This is a genomic window from Streptomyces griseomycini (assembly GCF_014203535.1).
Lineage (GTDB): Bacteria > Actinomycetota > Actinomycetes > Streptomycetales > Streptomycetaceae > Streptomyces > Streptomyces griseomycini.
Map to the genome: position 1 here is coordinate 476,754 of NZ_JACHJI010000002.1, position 15,433 is coordinate 492,186.

Genomic DNA, 15,433 nt, shown 5'->3' on the forward strand with positions numbered 1-15,433 from the left:
GGCTGTGGAAAAGGTGGGGAAGTCGCCGGGCGACTGTAACCTCGCCGCCGTGACTCCGTTACAGGACCGCGGGGTTGGGCCGCGCCGGGTCAGGCCTCCGCGTTCTCCCGCACGGTGATCCGCCCCTTGCGGATCGTCGCCAGGCGCGGGGCCCTCCTCGCGATGGCCGAGTCGTGGGTGACCATGACGAAGGTGAGCCCGAGCTCCTTCCACATGCGGACGAGCACGTCCATGATCTCGTCGCGCGTCGACTCGTCGAGGTTTCCGGTCGGTTCGTCGGCGAGCAGCACCTTCGGCTCCTTCACCAGGGCCCGCGCGATGGCCACCCGCTGCTGCTGACCGCCGGACATCTCGCCGGGCAGGTGCCCGAGCCGTTCGCCGAGCCCGACCGACGCGAGCGCCTCGGCTGCCTTCTCCCTGCGCTCCTTCGCCTTCACCCCGAGCGGCACGAGCGCGGTCTCGACGTTCTCCTGCGCGGTGAGCGTGGGGATCAGGTTGAAGGACTGGAAGACGAAGCCGATGTTCTCGCTGCGCACCCGGGTGAGCCGGGCCTCGGGCAGCTTGGCCAGGTCGGTGCCGTCGAGGACGATCTCGCCGGAGCTGGGCCGGTCGAGCCCGCCGAGCATCTGCAGCAGCGTGGACTTGCCGCCGCCCGTGGGTCCCTGGATGACGAGCCGGTCTCCGTCGGGGATGGTCAGGTCGATGCCGTCGAGGGCGTGGACGGTCTCCTTACCGCGCGTGTAGCGCCGGGTGACGCCTCTGAGTTCGTACATGGGTCGACTCCTGGATGGTGTACGGGGAGGGGAGGTCCGCCCATTGCCGTGCGGACCCCGGATCCGGTGCCGGGCGGGCGTCACTCGATGCGGCGCAGCGCGTCGGCCGGCCGCAGCCGGGAGGCGCGCCGGCCGCCGAAGGCGCCGGCGACGAGGCCACCGGCCACGGCGAGGCCGACCGCGAGGCCGAGGGTGGTGAGGCTGACGGGTGCGGTGAGCGCGACGTCGAGGGTCGTGGCGGCCTGCTGACCGGGTCCGCCCGCGCCACCACCGCCGGGTCCGCCCGTACCGCCCGTGCCGCCGCCGAGCTGGGCCTGCAGGGTGGGACTGGCCGCGGTGACGGCGTACGCGCCCGCCAGGCCGAGCGCGATGCCGAGGGCGCCGCCGACCAGGCCGTTGACGACGGCCTCGCCGACCACCTGCCGGGTCACCCGGCCCGAGGTCCAGCCCAGTGCCTTGAGCGTGCCGAACTCGCGCACCCGGCGGGAGACCGCCGAGGAGGTGAGCAGCCCGGCGACGAGGAACGCGGCCACGAGCACCGCGACCGACAGCCACGTGCCGACGCCGGTGGCGAGCGAGGAGGCGGTGGACAGGGAGCCGGAGACGGTGTCCGCGAGGTCGGCGGAGGTCGTGACGGTCGTACCGGAGATGTTCTTCTGTATCTCGGACTTGACGCTGTCGATCCGCTGGGAGTCGGTCGCCTTGACGTAGATCGTGGTGACCTTGTCCTCGGCGTCGGCGAGGGTCTGGGCCTGCCGCAGCGGGACGTAGAGGTTGGCGGCGGCGTCCCCGCTGGTGGCGGTGGCGATGCCGACGACCTCGTACTCCGTGCCCTTGACGGTGACGGTGTCACCGGTCTCGAGCTTCTTCTCCTTGGCGTAGGCGGAGTCGGCGACGGCGACCTTCGCGTCGGTCTCGGTCGTCTTGAAGGTGCGGCCGCTGGTGATCTCGGAGGAGGTCAGCGGGCCGAGGGCGGGCTCGGTGACGTCGGTGCCGTAGACGGTGTAGCTGTTGACGTCGAAGTCGGCGCCCCCGCCCTGGACCCGCCCCTGCGGGGAGGGCTGGGCGGCCCCCGGACCGCCGCCCTGTCCGCTCTGGCCGTCCTGCTGGACCTGACCCCGGGTGAACTGGCCGCTGACCTTGAGGACCTGCAGGCTCAGTCCGCCCACCGCGTCGGCGACGCCGCTCTGTTCGCCGACCTCGTCCACGGTGGAGCTCGCCAGGGTCTGGAAGCCCTGCACCATGACGCGGTCGCTGCTCTGCTCCTCGTCGGCGCCCTCGCTCCGCGCGTCGAAGCGGAAGCGCGGGCGCTCGGGGGTGGCCGTGGGCTCCGCGGCCTTGGTGACCGTCATGTCCGTGCCCAGCCCGTACAGGGACTGCAGGACCTTGCCCTGCGCCTTGCTCATGCCGGAGGACACGGAGGTGACCACGATGACCAGCGCGATGCCGACCGCGAGGCCGGAGGCGACGACGAGGGCCGCCTTTCTGCGGCGGCGCAGCTCGCGCCTCAGGTAGGTGATGAACATGGCGGCAAGCTAGGAACGGTCCGTGATGAAGCGTTAAGCGCGCCATAAGAGGCCCATGAGAAGACGGTGCCGCCGCCCGCCCCGGAAGGGGCGGGCGGCGGCACCGTCAGGTCGGGCGGGACTCCGTGAGCGGTGGGGTCAGAGGGCCGAGCCGGCCTTCCACTGCTCCCAGTCCATGTTCCAGCCGTTGAGGCCGTTGTCCGGGGCGATGGTCTTGTCGCCGGTGTTCTGGACGACGACCACGTCACCGATGATCGAGTTGTCGTAGAACCACGCGCCGGGCGTGTTCGGGTCGTTCGCGCCCTTGGTGTCGGCCAGACCCACGCAGCCGTGGCTGGTGTTGGCGCTGCCGAAGATGGACTTGGCGCCCCAGTAGTTGCCGTGGATGAAGGTGCCGGAGGTGCTCAGGCGCATGGCGTGCGGCACGTCCTTGATGTCGTACTCGCCCTTGCCGTCGTCGTCGGTGAAGCCGACGGTCGCGCCGTTCATCCGGGTCTCCTTGAACTTCTCGGAGATCACCATCTGGCCCTCGTACGTCTTGTTCTCGGGCGATCCGGCGGAGATCGGGATGGTGCGGACGGTCTTGCCGTCCTGCGTGACCTTCATCTGCTTGGTCTTGGCGTCGACGTAGGACACCTGGTTGCGGCCGATCTTGAAGGTGACCGTCTTCTGCTGGACGCCGTAGACGCCCTCGGCACCCTCGACGCCGTCGAGCGCCAGCTTGAGGGTGACGGTGGAGCCCTCCTGCCAGTAGTTCTCGGGGCGGCAGTCCATGCGGTTGGCGTTGAACCAGTGGCAGGCGACCTCCTGGCCACTGGTGGTCGAGACGGTGACGCCCTTCTGGACCTCCGCCTTGTTGGTGATCGCCTTGTCGAAGTTGATCGACACCGGCATGCCGACGCCCACGGTGGTGCCGTCGTCCGGGGTGAAGGTGCCGATGAAGCTGTTGGACGGGGAGACCGTGGTGAAGGAGGCGTTCTCGTGGGCGGCGCGGCCCTCGGAGTCCTCGGCGGTGGCCGTCACCTTGTAGGTGGTGGCGCGCTCCAGCTGGGCGTCGGGCTTCCAGCTCTTCTTGTCGTCGGATATACGGCCGGAGACGGCGGTGCCGTCGGCGGTCGTCATCTTCACCTCGGTGAGCGTGCCCTTGCTCACGGTCACGGCGGCGGAGTTGTTGATGGAGGCGTTGGTCGAGCCGTCCTTCGGCGTGATCTTGATCTGGGCCTCGGAGCTCTTCTTGGCCGCCGCCTCGTCGACCTGGGCCTGCGCGGTGTTGTTGCCGCTGTCGCCGCCCGAGGCGTCCGCGTCACCGCCGGAACACGCCGAGAGCACCAGCACACCGCCGAGCAGAGCGGACGCGGCCGTCAGGCCCCTGCGCCGCTTACCGTCCGTCATCACACGCTTCTCCATCGTTGCCGAACTCCCAACCCCACGAGCCCCGGCCCGGAGCCGGGATCTCGCCCTAACCATCAACGCTACGACCGGGTGATCCGGTTCCCCACGGCCTATGGGTGTGGGACTCGCCACGTCCGTCACGCCCACCGCGTCCACCGCGACGGACGGGACGAACGTGACGAACGTGACGAACGCGACCGGCACCGGCCGTTCCCCGGCCGCCTCAGCCGGCCCTGTCCGCCCCGCCCGCGTCACCGCCGCCGTGGCTCTCTTCGCCGTCGCCCTCGGCGACTTCGCCGTCCCCCTCGTCGTGGGACTCCCCGTCATCATCCTCGTCGAGGTCCCACTCCGGCGAGTCGGGGTCGTAGTCGATCCGCTCACCGCTCCACGAGGCCTGCTGGAGTTCGACCCCCGGCACCTCGCCGACCAGGCCGAACGGGTCGATGAGATAGGCGAGGGCCTCGGCGGTGTCCTCCGTCACAGCGCTCTCGGCGTGCGCCCGTTCCGCGGCCGGCATGTCGCCGTCGTCCGCGATCCTGCGCAGCGCGGCCCCGGTCACCGCGTCCTCGTCGTCCACCTCGAGGACGAGTTCCACCCGGAGCCGGACAAATCGTGAGGTCTCTGGAGTGCTCATGCCCGGAGAGTACGGCCCCGGGCCCCCGTGACTTTCCTGTGACCCGCGCCTTTCATTAACATCGGCCCACACGGCCAATTCGTCAGCGCCACAAGGGGATCGATATTCCGTGTCATCCGCGCTCCGTCCGTTGCTGACCGCCACCGCCGCGGGCACCCTGCTGTGCGCCCTGTGGTTCGTCCCGTCCGCGAACGCGACCTCGGACACCCCGGCGAGAGAGTCGGTCCCGGCGAGCCCGTCTCCGCAGGTCACGGAGCAGGCGAGGATCGTGTCCCACACCACGTCCGCGTCCCTGGACGGCGCCTCCCAGGACGCCCGGCTCGCCGACACCGGCAGCTTCGACAGCACCCCCTACATCGCCGGCGGCACGGCCTGCCTGGCCCTGGGCGCCGGGTTCGTCGTCTACTCGGTGCGCCGCGAGCGCCTCGGTCCCTGACGCGCCCGCCCCCCTCCCCGACGGGGGCGCCGGGCCACCGGCCCACGGCGGGTGACAGCCCGTCAACCCCGCGACGCCCCGGTCCCGCCGGAACGAACCCGCGGGGTCCCGCGGCGCTTCCGCGGGACCCCGGCCGGTTCAGCGCAGTGGTCCGGTGACCGTCTCCGCGGCCGCGACCAGCCGCCCGTCACGGACGAACGCCTCCGCCGCGGCGAGGTCGGGCGCGAGGTACCGGTCCGGCCCCGGGCCCCCCACGCCCGCCTCCCGCACGGCCTCGATCACGGCCCGCGTCGCGGGCGCGGGCGTCAGCCCCTCACGCAGCTCCACCGCGCGCGTGGCGGCGTACAGCTCGACGGCGATGACCCGGGTGAGGTTGTCCACGGCCGTGCGCAGCTTGCGCGCCGCCGACCAGCCCATGGAGACGTGGTCCTCCTGCATCGCGGAGGAGGGGATGGAGTCGGCCGACGCGGGGACGGCGAGCCGCTTCAGCTCGCTCACCAGTGCGGCCTGCGTGTACTGCGCGATCATCAGCCCCGAGTCGACGCCCGCGTCGTCGGCGAGGAACGGCGGCAGTCCGTGGCTGCGGTTCTTGTCCAGCAGCCGGTCGGTGCGGCGCTCGGCGACGGAGGCGAGGTCGGCGACGGCGATGGCGAGGAAGTCCAGCACGTAGGCCACCGGCGCCCCGTGGAAGTTGCCGTTGGACTCCACCCGGCCGTCGGGGAGGACGACCGGATTGTCCACCGCCGACGCCAGCTCCCGTTCGGCGACCAGCCGGGCGTGGGCCAGGGTGTCCCGCCCGGCGCCCGCGACCTGCGGGGCGCAGCGCACCGAGTAGGCGTCCTGGACGCGGGGCGCGTCGTCCTGGTGATGGCCCGTCAGCCCCGAACCCTTCAGCACGGCCAGCATGTTGGCGGCGCTGGCGGCCTGTCCCGGGTGCGGGCGGATGGCGTGCAGCTCGGGGGCGAGCACCTTGTCGGTGCCGAGCAGCGCCTCCAGGCTGAGGGCGGCCGTGACGTCGGCGGACCGGTACAGGGTGTCCAGGTCGGCGAGGGCCATGACCAGCATGCCGAGCATGCCGTCGGTGCCGTTGAGGAGGGCGAGCCCTTCCTTCTCGCACAGTACGACGGGCCGGATCCCGTGCCCGGCGAGCAGCTCGCCCGCGGGGCGCACGGTCCCGTCGGGCCCCTCGGCGTCCCCCTCGCCCATCAGCGTGAGGGCGCAGTGGGACAGCGGGGCCAGGTCTCCGGAGCAGCCGAGGGAGCCGTACTCGTGCACGACCGGGGTGATCCCGGCGTTCAGCACGTCGGCCATGGTCTGCGCGACCTCGGGCCGGACCCCGGTGTGCCCGGAGCAGACGGTCTTCAGCCGCAGGAACATCAGGGCGCGGACGACCTCGCGCTCCACGCGCGGCCCCATCCCGGCGGCGTGCGAGCGGACGATGTTGCGCTGCAGCTGGGCGCGCAGCTCGGGGCTGATGTGCCGGGTCGCGAGGGCGCCGAAGCCGGTGCTCACCCCGTACACGGGGTCCGGCTTGGCGGCCAGGGCGTCCACGATCTCGCGGGACGCGGCGAGCGCGGCCACCGCCTCCGCGGACAGTTCGACGCGGGCACCCCCGCGCGCCACGGCGAGCACGTCGGACGCGGTCGCCCCGGACGTCCCCACCACCACAGTGTGCATATCCATATTCAGGAGCGTACGCAGTGAATTCGACGATGTCACCACTGAGGGCCCGGTCCGCCCCTTACCGATACGTCACACCCGCCGGGGCCGCCGCGGAACGCCCTACGGCGAGTGCCGTCCCCGGAACCGGCGCCGCTCCCCGTCCGCCACCCGCGACGGCTCGTCCGCGAGCCGTACGACGGGATCGTCGGGCCCCTCCCGTCCGGCGACGACGGGGTGAGCGGCCCGGTCGGCCTTGGCCCGGTACTGCGCCGCGTCGGCCAGCCGGAACAGCCGCCGGGCGGAGCCCACCGGCCCGACGGGGTCCGCGGTGGACGCCACCCCGCAGGCGACGCCGTCACCGATCCCCAGCTCGACGGCCCGGCGGCACACCTCGTCGGCCGCCTTGACGACCTCGTCGGCGGGCGGCCCCACGGACAGCAGACAGAACTCGTCCCCCCCGAGCCGCGCCGCCAGGGCCCCCGGCAGCATGGCCCCGCACAGCGACAGGACGGTCCCGAACCGCTCCAGCAGCCGGTCCCCGACCGCGTGTCCGAGGGTGTCGTTGACCCGCTTCAGCCCGTTGAGGTCGCACACCACGAGGCTGACGACGGCCCCGTCCCGGCGGTGCCGCTCGATCGCCTCGTCGAGCCGCGCGTCCACGGCCCGGCGGTTGGCCAGCCCGGTCAGCTCGTCCGTGTACGCCAGTCGGCGGGCCTCCTCCAGCCGCTCGGTCTGCGCGATCCCGGCGGCGACGACGGCGGCCAGAACGGTGGCGAAGTCGGCGTCGCCCCGCCCGAAGACGGGCACGCGCGCCGGCCGGGCCACGTACAGCTCCCCCCACGCCCGCCCGTGCAGCACGATCGGAGCGACCACGCAGCAGCCCCGCCCGCGCCGCCGCAGCGCCGCGACCCGCTGGTGGTGGTACCCCGGCCGCCCCGCCGCCGGCCCCTCGGCCGTCTCCACCCAGGCATCGGGCTCACCGCCGCCGGCCCACCGCTCGTGCAGGAACTCGGTGATCTCGGCGAACTGGTGCACCGGATAGGACTCGTCGTCCGGGAACTCCTCCTCCCCCTCGGCCAGCTCCCCGACGTTCACCAGGACCCGCAGCCGGCCGAGCTCCCGCTCCCACACCGACAGCGCGGCGAAGCTCCCGTCCAGCGCCCGGCAGGCGCCGCTCGCCGCCGCCCGCCAGGCCTCCCGCGAACTCTGTGCGGCGGCCATGCCCTGGGCCAGCGCCACCACGGCCGCCAGCCGGCTGTCCTCACCCATTCCTCCAGGCTAAGGAGGTTCCGGACGAACCGGGACATCAACGGAGCGAACGGGCACCAACCACAACGAGGCGGACCGCCGGACCGGAACGGGCCCCGCTACTCCCCCGGCCAGTCCGGCCTGCGCTTCTCGTTGAAGGCGGCGACCCCCTCCGCGCGGTCGCCCGAGAACGCCACCGACCGCCAGGCCGCGTCCTCGACCTCGAGACCGGCGGACAGGTCCAGCCCGTGCCCGAGGCGCAGCGCCCGCTTGGCCGCCCGCAGCCCCACCGGGGAGTTCGCGGCGATCCGGGAGGCCATGGCCAGGGCCTCCTCCCGGTCCCGCCCCTCCTCCACCAGCTGGTCGACGAGCCCCAGCTCCCGGGCCTCGGCGGCCTCCACCCGCCGCGCCGTGAAGATCAGCTCGGCGGCGCGCGCCGCACCCACCCGCCGGGGCAGCAGCTGCGTCCCGCCACCGCCCGGGATCACCCCGACGGACACCTCGGGCAGCCCCACCACGGCCGTACGGTCGGCCACGATCACATCGCACGACAGGGCCAGCTCGAAACCACCGCCCAGGGCGAACCCGTGCACCGCCGCGATCGTGGGCACCGGCAGTTCGAGCACCCCGGTGTACGCCCCGCGCGCCACGGGGCGCTGACGCACCAGGTCGGCGTCGCTGAAGGAATTGCGCTCCTTCAGATCGGCCCCCACGCAGAACGCCCGCTCGTGCGACGAGGTCAGCACCACCGCCCGGACCCCGCGGTCCTCCCCCAGCGCCGCACAGGCGCCGGCGATCGACCGGGCCATCCCGGTCGACACGGCGTTCATGGCCTTCGGCCGGTCGAGGACGAGCTCCGCGACATGCCCCTGCCCGTGCCGGCGCACCAGCACGAACTCCCCGAACCGTTCCTCACTCATGACACCCTCCGGTTAACGCGGGTTAACATCGCTCGCCCCGATCATCGCAGCACGACGCCCACCCGGAAAAGGGCGCACGCCCGGTTCCCCCGCCACCCCCCGCCCACCCGTTCGAGTGACATCCGGCCGACTCCCGCGTCCCTCCCCCACAGGAGCGCATAGCGTGCGCCCCACCGCGGCGCGTCGGGGGCGCGTCCGCAGGGGAGGGACCGCGATGACACCGAACACGCCGACACCGCCCGCACCACGACCCGACGCGTCACCGGAGCGCACCGGCTCGCGTGTCCGGGGCCGTCACCGCAAGCCCCGCCCCCACAAGGTCCTGCTGGCCGCCGGCGGCCTGGCCCTGACCGCGGGCGCCCTCGGCCTCGTCCGCCTGGTCTCCGCTCCGGGCGGCGAGGACATCGGCGCGGAGGCCGCCCCGCGCCCGAGCGCGGCCACCACCACGGTCCCCACCGCCACGGACGACACGCCGAGCACACCGGCCCCCGCGCGCAGACCGGCCTCCACCCCCGGGACCGGCCCCTCCTCCCCCACCGCCCTGGGCGGCCAGAACGCGTCCCCGCTCACCCCGGGCACACCGACGTCCTCCGCCCCGGCGCGTTCCCCGGCCGCCTCCGCCCCGGCCGCTCCGTCGGCCGTCCCGCCCCCGGAACCGACGACCCGGGCACCGGACCCGACCACTCCTCCGCCACCGGACCCGCCCCGCACCCGGACACCCCCGCCCGCGCCCCCGGAACCACCACCGAACCGGCCGAGCGAGCCGCCCCCCGACCCCGGCCTGTGCATACCGGTCATCGGCCTGTGCGTCGGCGGTGCGGACTAGGGGGTCCCGTTCAGGGGGTCCCGTTCCGGCGCGTGAGCAGCCAGGGCTCCACCACGCCGAGACCACGCACCGGCCGCTGCCACATCGGCTGCAGTGCGAACCGGTACGCCGGCGGCTCCTCGCCCTCCTTCTCCGCCGCGGCCACCGCCTCGGCCGCCGCCGCCTCGGAGGCGGGGGCGTCACCGGTGCGGATCACTTCCTCGGCGAAGGCGGTGTCGACCAGCACGGCGTCCCGGGGGGCTATGGACGTGAGCCGGGACGCCAGGTTGACCGTGGTCCCGAAGACATCGCCCATCCGGGTGGTCACGGTGCCGAACGCCATGCCGACCCGCAGCTCCGGCATCGTCTCGTCGTTCGCCATGGTCTCGATCAGCCGCACGGCGATCTCCGCGGCCGTACCCGCGTCGTCCGCGACGTACAGCACCTCGTCGCCCAGCGTCTTGATGAGCCGCCCGCCGCGCGCCGCCACCAGGTCGGCGGCGGTGGTCTCGAAGGCCTCGACGAGCTCGCCGAGCTCCTCCTCCTCCATCCGCCGGGTGAGCCGCGTGAACCCCACGAGGTCCGCGAACGCGACGGCGAGCCGCCGGTCCACCATCTCCTCGTCGTCGGCCCCCTGCACCACTCGCCCGGCCGAGGCGGCGAGCTGACGCCGCCAGACGTACACCAGGAACTCCTCCAGCTCGGGCAGGAGCAGCTCGACGATCGGATACGTCACCTCGGTCCGGGTCATCCCCGGCTCGGGCGGCTCGGTCAGGCCCTCCAGGAACGAATCGATCTGCCACTCGGCCAGCCGCGCGGTGGTCTGCCCGGTGGACCGCGCCACCTGCACCGCCATGGCCTCGCTCAGCAGCCCCGCCTCCACCAGACCGGCCAGCCGGCGCAGCGCCAGTACGTCCGCCTCCGTGAGCGCCTTGGCCTGCCCCACGTCGGCGAAGCCCATGGCGCGCCAGAACCGCGTGGCCAGCTCCATGGTGACGCCGGCACTGCGGGCCGCCTGGAAGGGCGTGTACCGGCGCTCGGCGCCCAGGATGAGCTGTTCGAGGCGCAGAGCGAGCGGATCCTCGCCGGTGTCGGCGGGGTGGGGGTCCCCCCGCTCGAACGAAGCCGAGAGTGGGGGAGGCTCCACCCGGCCCTGCGCGTCCGTACCGGAACCCGAGTCGTCGACGGTCACGCGTTGCTGCCCTTCCGATCTGCCACGGCCATGGATCGACCGGCCTCAACTCTACGGCAGGTGTGCGCCAGCTCACTCCGTTCGGTTGGGCCAGGGGTGAGGTGAGCGGCGCTCCCCGCGCACCCGGCGCCGGCGCTGTCCTGGTGCCCGGGGCGGCGCTGCGCCCGCACCGGCCCCGGGCGGCACGAATGCCCGCGGTGGAACGGCAGCCCGCGGTGGAGCGGCACGCGAAGGCGGCGGTGGGCGGTCGGCACCCGCGCACGGCGGGGAGGGGACGGGGCGGGGTGTCCGCCCGCAGCGGCCGGCGCGTCGGCACCGGCACCCCGTCGAGTCACCGGTCCCGCGCCGGACCGGGGACGGACCCCCCCGGCGCGGCCCCGGCCCACGACGCACCGCAGGCGCCACGCGCACCCCCACCGGAGCCGCGGCCGCGCCGCAGGCCTCGAACACGCACCCCCACCGGAGCCGCACCCGAGCCGCAGGCACCCGCCCCCGAACCCGAACCAGCGCCGCAGGCGCCCCCGCCCGAACCCGAACCAGCGGCCCCGCCGACCCACCCGCTCAAGCGGAGCGCAAGTGCACGATGTCCCCCGCCCCCACCGGCTCCTGCACCCCCGCCTCCGTGGCGAGCACCAGCCGCCCGTCCCCGTCCACGGCGACCGCCTCCCCCACCACCGACCGCTCCCCCGGCAGCTCCGCCCGCACCGTCCGCCCGAGCGTCGCGCACCCCGCCGCGTACGTCTCCTGCAGACCGCACTCCGCGGGATCGCCCCCGGCCGCCCGCCACCGCCCGTACCACTCCTCCAGCGCCCGCAGCATCCCCCGCAGCAGCGGATCCCGGTCCGTGCTCACCGCCCCCGCCAGCGCCAGCGACCCCGCAGTCGGCACCGGCAGCTCGTCGGCCCGCAGGCTCACGTTGATCCCGACCCCGATGACCACCCCGCCGCTCCCCGCCCCCTCCGCGAGGATCCCCCCGGCCTTCCGCTCCTCTCCCCCCACCGTCACCAGCACGTCGTTGGGCCACTTCAGCGCCGTGTCCACCCCCGCCGCCCGCGACAGCCCCGTCGCCACCGCGACCCCCGTCAGCAGGGGCAGCCACCCCCACCGCGCCACCGGCACCTCACGGGGCGTGAGCAGCACGGAGAAGAACAGCCCCGACCGGGCCGGCGCCGACCACTGCCGGTCCAGCCGCCCCCGCCCGGCGGTCTGCTCCTCGGCGACGAGCACGGCCCCCTCCCCCGCCCGCCCCCCGGCCGCCCGTGCCACCAGGTCGGAATTGGTCGACCCGGTCCGCTGCACCACGTCCACCTGGGACCACAGAGACCCCTCCCGCACCAACCCCCGCCGCAGCGCGCCCTCGTTGAGAGGCGGCCGGTCCAGGTCCGACCAACGATTTCCGAACGGCTCTGATGCATCTCGCGGCGTCATGCAACCCACACTAGGTGTGTTGAACGCCGCACTGCCGATGACGGGACCCCCCACTACGCTACGGATGAGTAACCGTCCCCCCTTTTGAGCAGGCAGGGAGCCGCATCCCGATGTCCGAGCCGGAAGAGCAGCAGCCTGACATCCACACGACCGCGGGCAAGCTCGCGGATCTGCGGCGTCGCATCGAAGAGGCGACGCACGCCGGCTCCGCACGCGCCGTCGAAAAGCAGCACGCCAAGGGCAAGCTGACGGCCCGTGAGCGGATCGACCTCCTGCTCGACGAGGGTTCCTTCGTCGAACTGGACGAGTTCGCCCGGCACCGCTCCACCAACTTCGGCCTCGACGCCAACCGCCCCTACGGCGACGGCGTCGTCACCGGCTACGGCACCGTCGACGGCCGCCCGGTCGCCGTCTTCTCCCAGGACTTCACGGTCTTCGGCGGGGCGCTGGGCGAGGTCTACGGCCAGAAGATCGTCAAGGTGATGGACTTCGCGCTGAAGACCGGCTGCCCGGTCATCGGCATCAACGACTCCGGCGGCGCCCGCATCCAGGAGGGCGTGGCCTCCCTCGGCGCCTACGGCGAGATCTTCCGCCGCAACACCCACGCCTCCGGCGTGATCCCGCAGATCAGCCTGGTGGTCGGCCCGTGCGCGGGCGGTGCGGTGTACTCCCCCGCGATCACCGACTTCACGGTCATGGTCGACCAGACGTCGCACATGTTCATCACCGGTCCGGACGTCATCAAGACGGTCACCGGCGAGGACGTCGGCTTCGAGGAGCTGGGCGGCGCCCGCACCCACAACTCCACCTCGGGCGTGGCCCACCACATGGCCGGGGACGAGAAGGACGCGATCGAGTACGTCAAGCAGCTGCTGTCCTACCTGCCGTCCAACAACCTCTCCGAGCCCCCGGCGTTCCCGGAGGAGGCCGACCTCACGGTCACCGACGAGGACCGCGAGCTGGACGGCATCGTCCCGGACTCGGCGAACCAGCCCTACGACATGCACACCGTCATCGAGCACGTCCTCGACGACGCCGAGTTCTTCGAGACCCAGCCGCTGTTCGCGCCGAACATCCTCACCGGCTTCGGCCGCGTCGAGGGCCGCCCCGTCGGCATCGTCGCCAACCAGCCGATGCAGTTCGCCGGCTGCCTGGACATCACGGCCTCCGAGAAGGCCGCCCGCTTCGTGCGCACCTGCGACGCCTTCAACGTCCCGGTCATCACCTTCGTGGACGTCCCCGGCTTCCTGCCCGGCGTGGACCAGGAGCACGACGGCATCATCCGCCGCGGCGCCAAGCTGATCTACGCCTACGCCGAGGCCACCGTCCCGCTGATCACCGTCATCACCCGCAAGGCCTTCGGCGGCGCCTACGACGTCATGGGCTCCAAGCACCTGGGCGCCGACCTCAACCTCGCCTGGCCGACCGCGCAGATCGCGGTGATGGGCGCGCAGGGCGCCGTCAACATCCTGCACCGCCGCACCATCGCCGAATCGGATGATCCGGAGGCGACCCGCGCCCGGCTGATGCAGGAGTACGAGGACGCCCTCCTCAACCCCTACGTCGCGGCCGAGCGCGGCTACGTCGACGCGGTGATCATGCCGTCCGACACCCGCCGGCACATCGTCCGCGGCCTGCGTCAGCTGCGCACCAAGCGGGAATCACTGCCTCCGAAGAAGCACGGCAACATCCCCCTGTAACCCGCCCCGCCGATCGATGGGAGACACCATGACGATCAAGGTTCTCCGGGGCAACCCGACCCCGGAGGAGCTGGCCGCCGCACTGGCGGTGGTCCGCGCCCGCGCCGCGGCGGCGTCCGCCCCGCCGTCCGGCGCGCCCGTCCCCCGCGACTCCTGGTCCGACCCGTCCCGCATCGCGGCGAGCCGCCTGCCCCAGCCGGGGCCGACGGCGTGGTCGCGGACGTACTGGCCGGGTTCGTAGCGCACGGCCCCCGCACCGGACCCCGGTCGGGCGGGAAGTTGAGTACGCGTACTCAGGCGCCCGCTCGGGCGGGGACCGGACGATGGAGGGCATGCTGTGGTCCGACCCCGAGAACGAGCCGCCGAAAGAGCTGCGGGACATGCAGGTGATGCTGCGGCGGCTGGGCGTTCTCGTGGCGTCGGCCATGGTCCTCGCGATGCTCGTCATCGGTGTGAGGTGAGGCATCCGGGCGACGTCGATACGCTGATCGCATGACAGATCAGCCGCGCCGCCGACTCGTGCTCGCCTCCCAGTCCCCCGCCCGGCTCGGACTGCTCCGCCAGGCCGGACTGGACCCCGAGGTGATCGTCAGCGGGGTCGACGAGGACGCCGTCTCCGCCCCCACGCCCGCCGAGCTGGCGCTCGCCCTGGCCGAGGCCAAGGCATCCGTCGTCGCCGCGAAACCCGAGGTCAAGGGCGCGCTGGTGATCGGCTGCGACTCGGTCCTCGAACTGGACGGCCAGGCCCTCGGCAAGCCCGCGGACACCGAGGAGGCCACCGCGCGCTGGAAGGCCATGCGGGGCCGCGCGGGCACGCTCCAGACCGGCCACTGCGTCTACGACACCCTCAGCGGCCGTTACGCCTCCGCCACCGCCTCCACCGTCGTCCGCTTCGGCGACCCCACCGACGAGGAGATCGCCGCCTACGTGGCCTCCGGCGAGCCCCTCCACGTCGCCGGGGCGTTCACCCTGGACGGCCGCTCGGCCCCGTTCATCGACGGCATCGACGGCGACCACGGCAACGTCATCGGCATCAGCCTGCCGCTGGTGCGCCGCCTGCTGGCCGAGCTGGGCGTGGGCATCACGGAGCTGTGGGCGACGCGGGGGGCGTGAGCGGGGAGCCGGGCCCACCGGGGCCGCCCCCGGCGCCCGGGGCGGCGTCGGCGGGTCCGGCGGACTCCTCCGGGCGCCGGTCGTACGTCACCAGCAGCAGCACGACGAGACCCAGCGCCCCCACCATGAACAGGAACGCGCCCGGACCGGCCGGCCCCCACGTGACCGCGCCCAGCAGCGCGTGCACCACCGCGACGCTGATCAGCAGCGCCCGGCCGAGGCCGGCCGGCGCCCGGTCGCGCACGGCGACCAGCAGGGCCACCAGGCCGCACAGCGCGAAGTAGAGCCCGAGGACGATCCCGCCGATCTTCGAGGACACCGACATCACGTGCGGGTCGAGGCCGGCCAGCGACATGTCCTGCCGGTCGACGACGACGCCCAGGAACCAGTTCAGGGCCGCCACGCCGAACGCCTCCGCGAACAGCACGAGCGCCAGGACCCACGCCACCGGTCTGCGCACCACCGGCCTCACCCACTCCCGAGCACGACTGTGGTTACCCCGAGTACGTTCGGTTCGACGCGAAGGCTACATGGGGATGTCCCCTGTTCGTTAAGAGCCCGGGGGAGGGTAGAGGTCGGTACGAGGGTTCCGCGGAGGGCAAAG

16 protein-coding genes are annotated in these 15,433 nt (G+C 73.3%); 6 read left to right on the top strand and 10 right to left on the bottom strand.

Going from position 1 to position 15,433, the window contains the following annotated elements; genetic code table 11:
• Positions 1-89: 89 nt before the first annotated feature.
• The 4 genes from FHS37_RS06705 to FHS37_RS06720 form a co-directional block, all read right to left on the bottom strand.
• Positions 90-773 (bottom strand): ABC transporter ATP-binding protein, encoded by a 684-nt coding sequence (locus tag FHS37_RS06705; RefSeq protein WP_184818111.1) that lies wholly within the window; start codon positions 771-773, stop codon positions 90-92.
• A gap of 80 nt (positions 774-853) precedes the next feature.
• Positions 854-2,299, bottom strand: a complete 1,446-nt coding sequence (locus FHS37_RS06710; protein ID WP_184818112.1) for an ABC transporter permease — start codon at positions 2,297-2,299, stop codon at positions 854-856.
• A 138-nt stretch (positions 2,300-2,437) separates the two neighbouring features.
• The gene (locus FHS37_RS06715; RefSeq protein ID WP_184818113.1) at positions 2,438-3,691 is read right to left on the bottom strand and encodes a L,D-transpeptidase; all 1,254 of its coding nucleotides are present in this window, start codon (positions 3,689-3,691) and stop codon (positions 2,438-2,440) included.
• 223 nt (positions 3,692-3,914) lie between these two features.
• Positions 3,915-4,325: a hypothetical protein gene (locus FHS37_RS06720; RefSeq protein ID WP_221499409.1), complete on the bottom strand. Its 411-nt coding sequence runs from the start codon at positions 4,323-4,325 to the stop codon at positions 3,915-3,917.
• Between the two features lie 109 nt (positions 4,326-4,434).
• Between FHS37_RS06720 and FHS37_RS06725 the strand changes: the two genes are divergently transcribed.
• Positions 4,435-4,761: an LAETG motif-containing sortase-dependent surface protein gene (locus FHS37_RS06725; RefSeq protein WP_184818114.1), complete on the top strand. Its 327-nt coding sequence runs from the start codon at positions 4,435-4,437 to the stop codon at positions 4,759-4,761.
• Between the two features lie 138 nt (positions 4,762-4,899).
• Here FHS37_RS06725 and hutH read toward each other — a convergent pair whose 3' ends face one another.
• The 3 genes from hutH to FHS37_RS06740 form a co-directional block, all read right to left on the bottom strand.
• On the bottom strand, positions 4,900-6,438 hold the full coding sequence (gene hutH, locus FHS37_RS06730) for a histidine ammonia-lyase (protein ID WP_184818789.1): 1,539 nt from the start codon (positions 6,436-6,438) through the stop codon (positions 4,900-4,902).
• 105 nt (positions 6,439-6,543) lie between these two features.
• Positions 6,544-7,692 (bottom strand): GGDEF domain-containing protein, encoded by a 1,149-nt coding sequence (locus FHS37_RS06735; protein WP_184818115.1) that lies wholly within the window; start codon positions 7,690-7,692, stop codon positions 6,544-6,546.
• A 98-nt stretch (positions 7,693-7,790) separates the two neighbouring features.
• Positions 7,791-8,591 (bottom strand): enoyl-CoA hydratase/isomerase family protein, encoded by an 801-nt coding sequence (locus FHS37_RS06740; protein ID WP_184818116.1) that lies wholly within the window; start codon positions 8,589-8,591, stop codon positions 7,791-7,793.
• A gap of 214 nt (positions 8,592-8,805) precedes the next feature.
• Here FHS37_RS06740 and FHS37_RS06745 point away from each other — a divergent pair, with 214 nt between their 5' ends.
• Positions 8,806-9,417 (top strand): hypothetical protein, encoded by a 612-nt coding sequence (locus FHS37_RS06745; protein WP_184818117.1) that lies wholly within the window; start codon positions 8,806-8,808, stop codon positions 9,415-9,417.
• 10 nt (positions 9,418-9,427) lie between these two features.
• Here FHS37_RS06745 and FHS37_RS06750 read toward each other — a convergent pair whose 3' ends face one another.
• Positions 9,428-10,588, bottom strand: a complete 1,161-nt coding sequence (locus FHS37_RS06750) for an adenylate/guanylate cyclase domain-containing protein (RefSeq protein WP_184818118.1) — start codon at positions 10,586-10,588, stop codon at positions 9,428-9,430.
• A 561-nt stretch (positions 10,589-11,149) separates the two neighbouring features.
• A complete protein-coding gene (locus FHS37_RS06755) occupies positions 11,150-12,016 on the bottom strand; it encodes a biotin--[acetyl-CoA-carboxylase] ligase (RefSeq protein WP_184818119.1) in 867 nt (288 codons plus the stop codon).
• Between the two features lie 110 nt (positions 12,017-12,126).
• On the opposite strand from FHS37_RS06755, the gene FHS37_RS06760 reads away from it, so the two are divergent.
• The 4 genes from FHS37_RS06760 (at position 12,127) to FHS37_RS06770 (ending at position 14,829) form a co-directional block, all read left to right on the top strand.
• The gene (locus tag FHS37_RS06760; RefSeq protein ID WP_184818120.1) at positions 12,127-13,716 is read left to right on the top strand and encodes an acyl-CoA carboxylase subunit beta; all 1,590 of its coding nucleotides are present in this window, start codon (positions 12,127-12,129) and stop codon (positions 13,714-13,716) included.
• A 28-nt stretch (positions 13,717-13,744) separates the two neighbouring features.
• Complete coding sequence (locus tag FHS37_RS06765; protein ID WP_184818121.1) at positions 13,745-13,957, top strand: acyl-CoA carboxylase epsilon subunit; 213 nt, start codon at positions 13,745-13,747, stop codon at positions 13,955-13,957.
• Between the two features lie 91 nt (positions 13,958-14,048).
• Entirely contained in the window at positions 14,049-14,177 is a 129-nt protein-coding gene (mmpB, locus tag FHS37_RS40440) for a morphogenic membrane protein MmpB (protein ID WP_268254628.1), read from the top strand.
• Between the two features lie 31 nt (positions 14,178-14,208).
• Positions 14,209-14,829 carry a Maf family protein gene (locus FHS37_RS06770; protein WP_184818122.1) on the top strand — a complete coding sequence of 207 codons (621 nt, stop codon included), beginning with the start codon at positions 14,209-14,211 and terminating at the stop codon, positions 14,827-14,829.
• On the opposite strand, the gene FHS37_RS06775 is transcribed toward FHS37_RS06770, so the two are convergent.
• Positions 14,798-15,292, bottom strand: a complete 495-nt coding sequence (locus FHS37_RS06775; RefSeq protein ID WP_229890326.1) for a hypothetical protein — start codon at positions 15,290-15,292, stop codon at positions 14,798-14,800. The genes FHS37_RS06770 and FHS37_RS06775 overlap by 32 nt on opposite strands.
• Positions 15,293-15,433 lie beyond the last annotated feature (141 nt).

Coding starts and splice junctions, on each gene's coding strand:
- FHS37_RS06705 (WP_184818111.1), bottom strand. CDS start 773: ATGTACGAACTCAGAGGCGTCACCCGGCGCTACACGCGCGGTAAGGAG.
- FHS37_RS06710 (WP_184818112.1), bottom strand. CDS start 2,299: ATGTTCATCACCTACCTGAGGCGCGAGCTGCGCCGCCGCAGAAAGGCG.
- FHS37_RS06715 (WP_184818113.1), bottom strand. CDS start 3,691: ATGACGGACGGTAAGCGGCGCAGGGGCCTGACGGCCGCGTCCGCTCTG.
- FHS37_RS06720 (WP_221499409.1), bottom strand. CDS start 4,325: ATGAGCACTCCAGAGACCTCACGATTTGTCCGGCTCCGGGTGGAACTC.
- hutH (WP_184818789.1), bottom strand. CDS start 6,438: ATGCACACTGTGGTGGTGGGGACGTCCGGGGCGACCGCGTCCGACGTG.
- FHS37_RS06735 (WP_184818115.1), bottom strand. CDS start 7,692: ATGGGTGAGGACAGCCGGCTGGCGGCCGTGGTGGCGCTGGCCCAGGGC.
- FHS37_RS06740 (WP_184818116.1), bottom strand. CDS start 8,591: ATGAGTGAGGAACGGTTCGGGGAGTTCGTGCTGGTGCGCCGGCACGGG.
- FHS37_RS06745 (WP_184818117.1), top strand. CDS start 8,806: ATGACACCGAACACGCCGACACCGCCCGCACCACGACCCGACGCGTCA.
- FHS37_RS06755 (WP_184818119.1), bottom strand. CDS start 12,016: ATGACGCCGCGAGATGCATCAGAGCCGTTCGGAAATCGTTGGTCGGAC.
- FHS37_RS06760 (WP_184818120.1), top strand. CDS start 12,127: ATGTCCGAGCCGGAAGAGCAGCAGCCTGACATCCACACGACCGCGGGC.
- FHS37_RS06765 (WP_184818121.1), top strand. CDS start 13,745: ATGACGATCAAGGTTCTCCGGGGCAACCCGACCCCGGAGGAGCTGGCC.
- mmpB (WP_268254628.1), top strand. CDS start 14,049: ATGCTGTGGTCCGACCCCGAGAACGAGCCGCCGAAAGAGCTGCGGGAC.
- FHS37_RS06770 (WP_184818122.1), top strand. CDS start 14,209: ATGACAGATCAGCCGCGCCGCCGACTCGTGCTCGCCTCCCAGTCCCCC.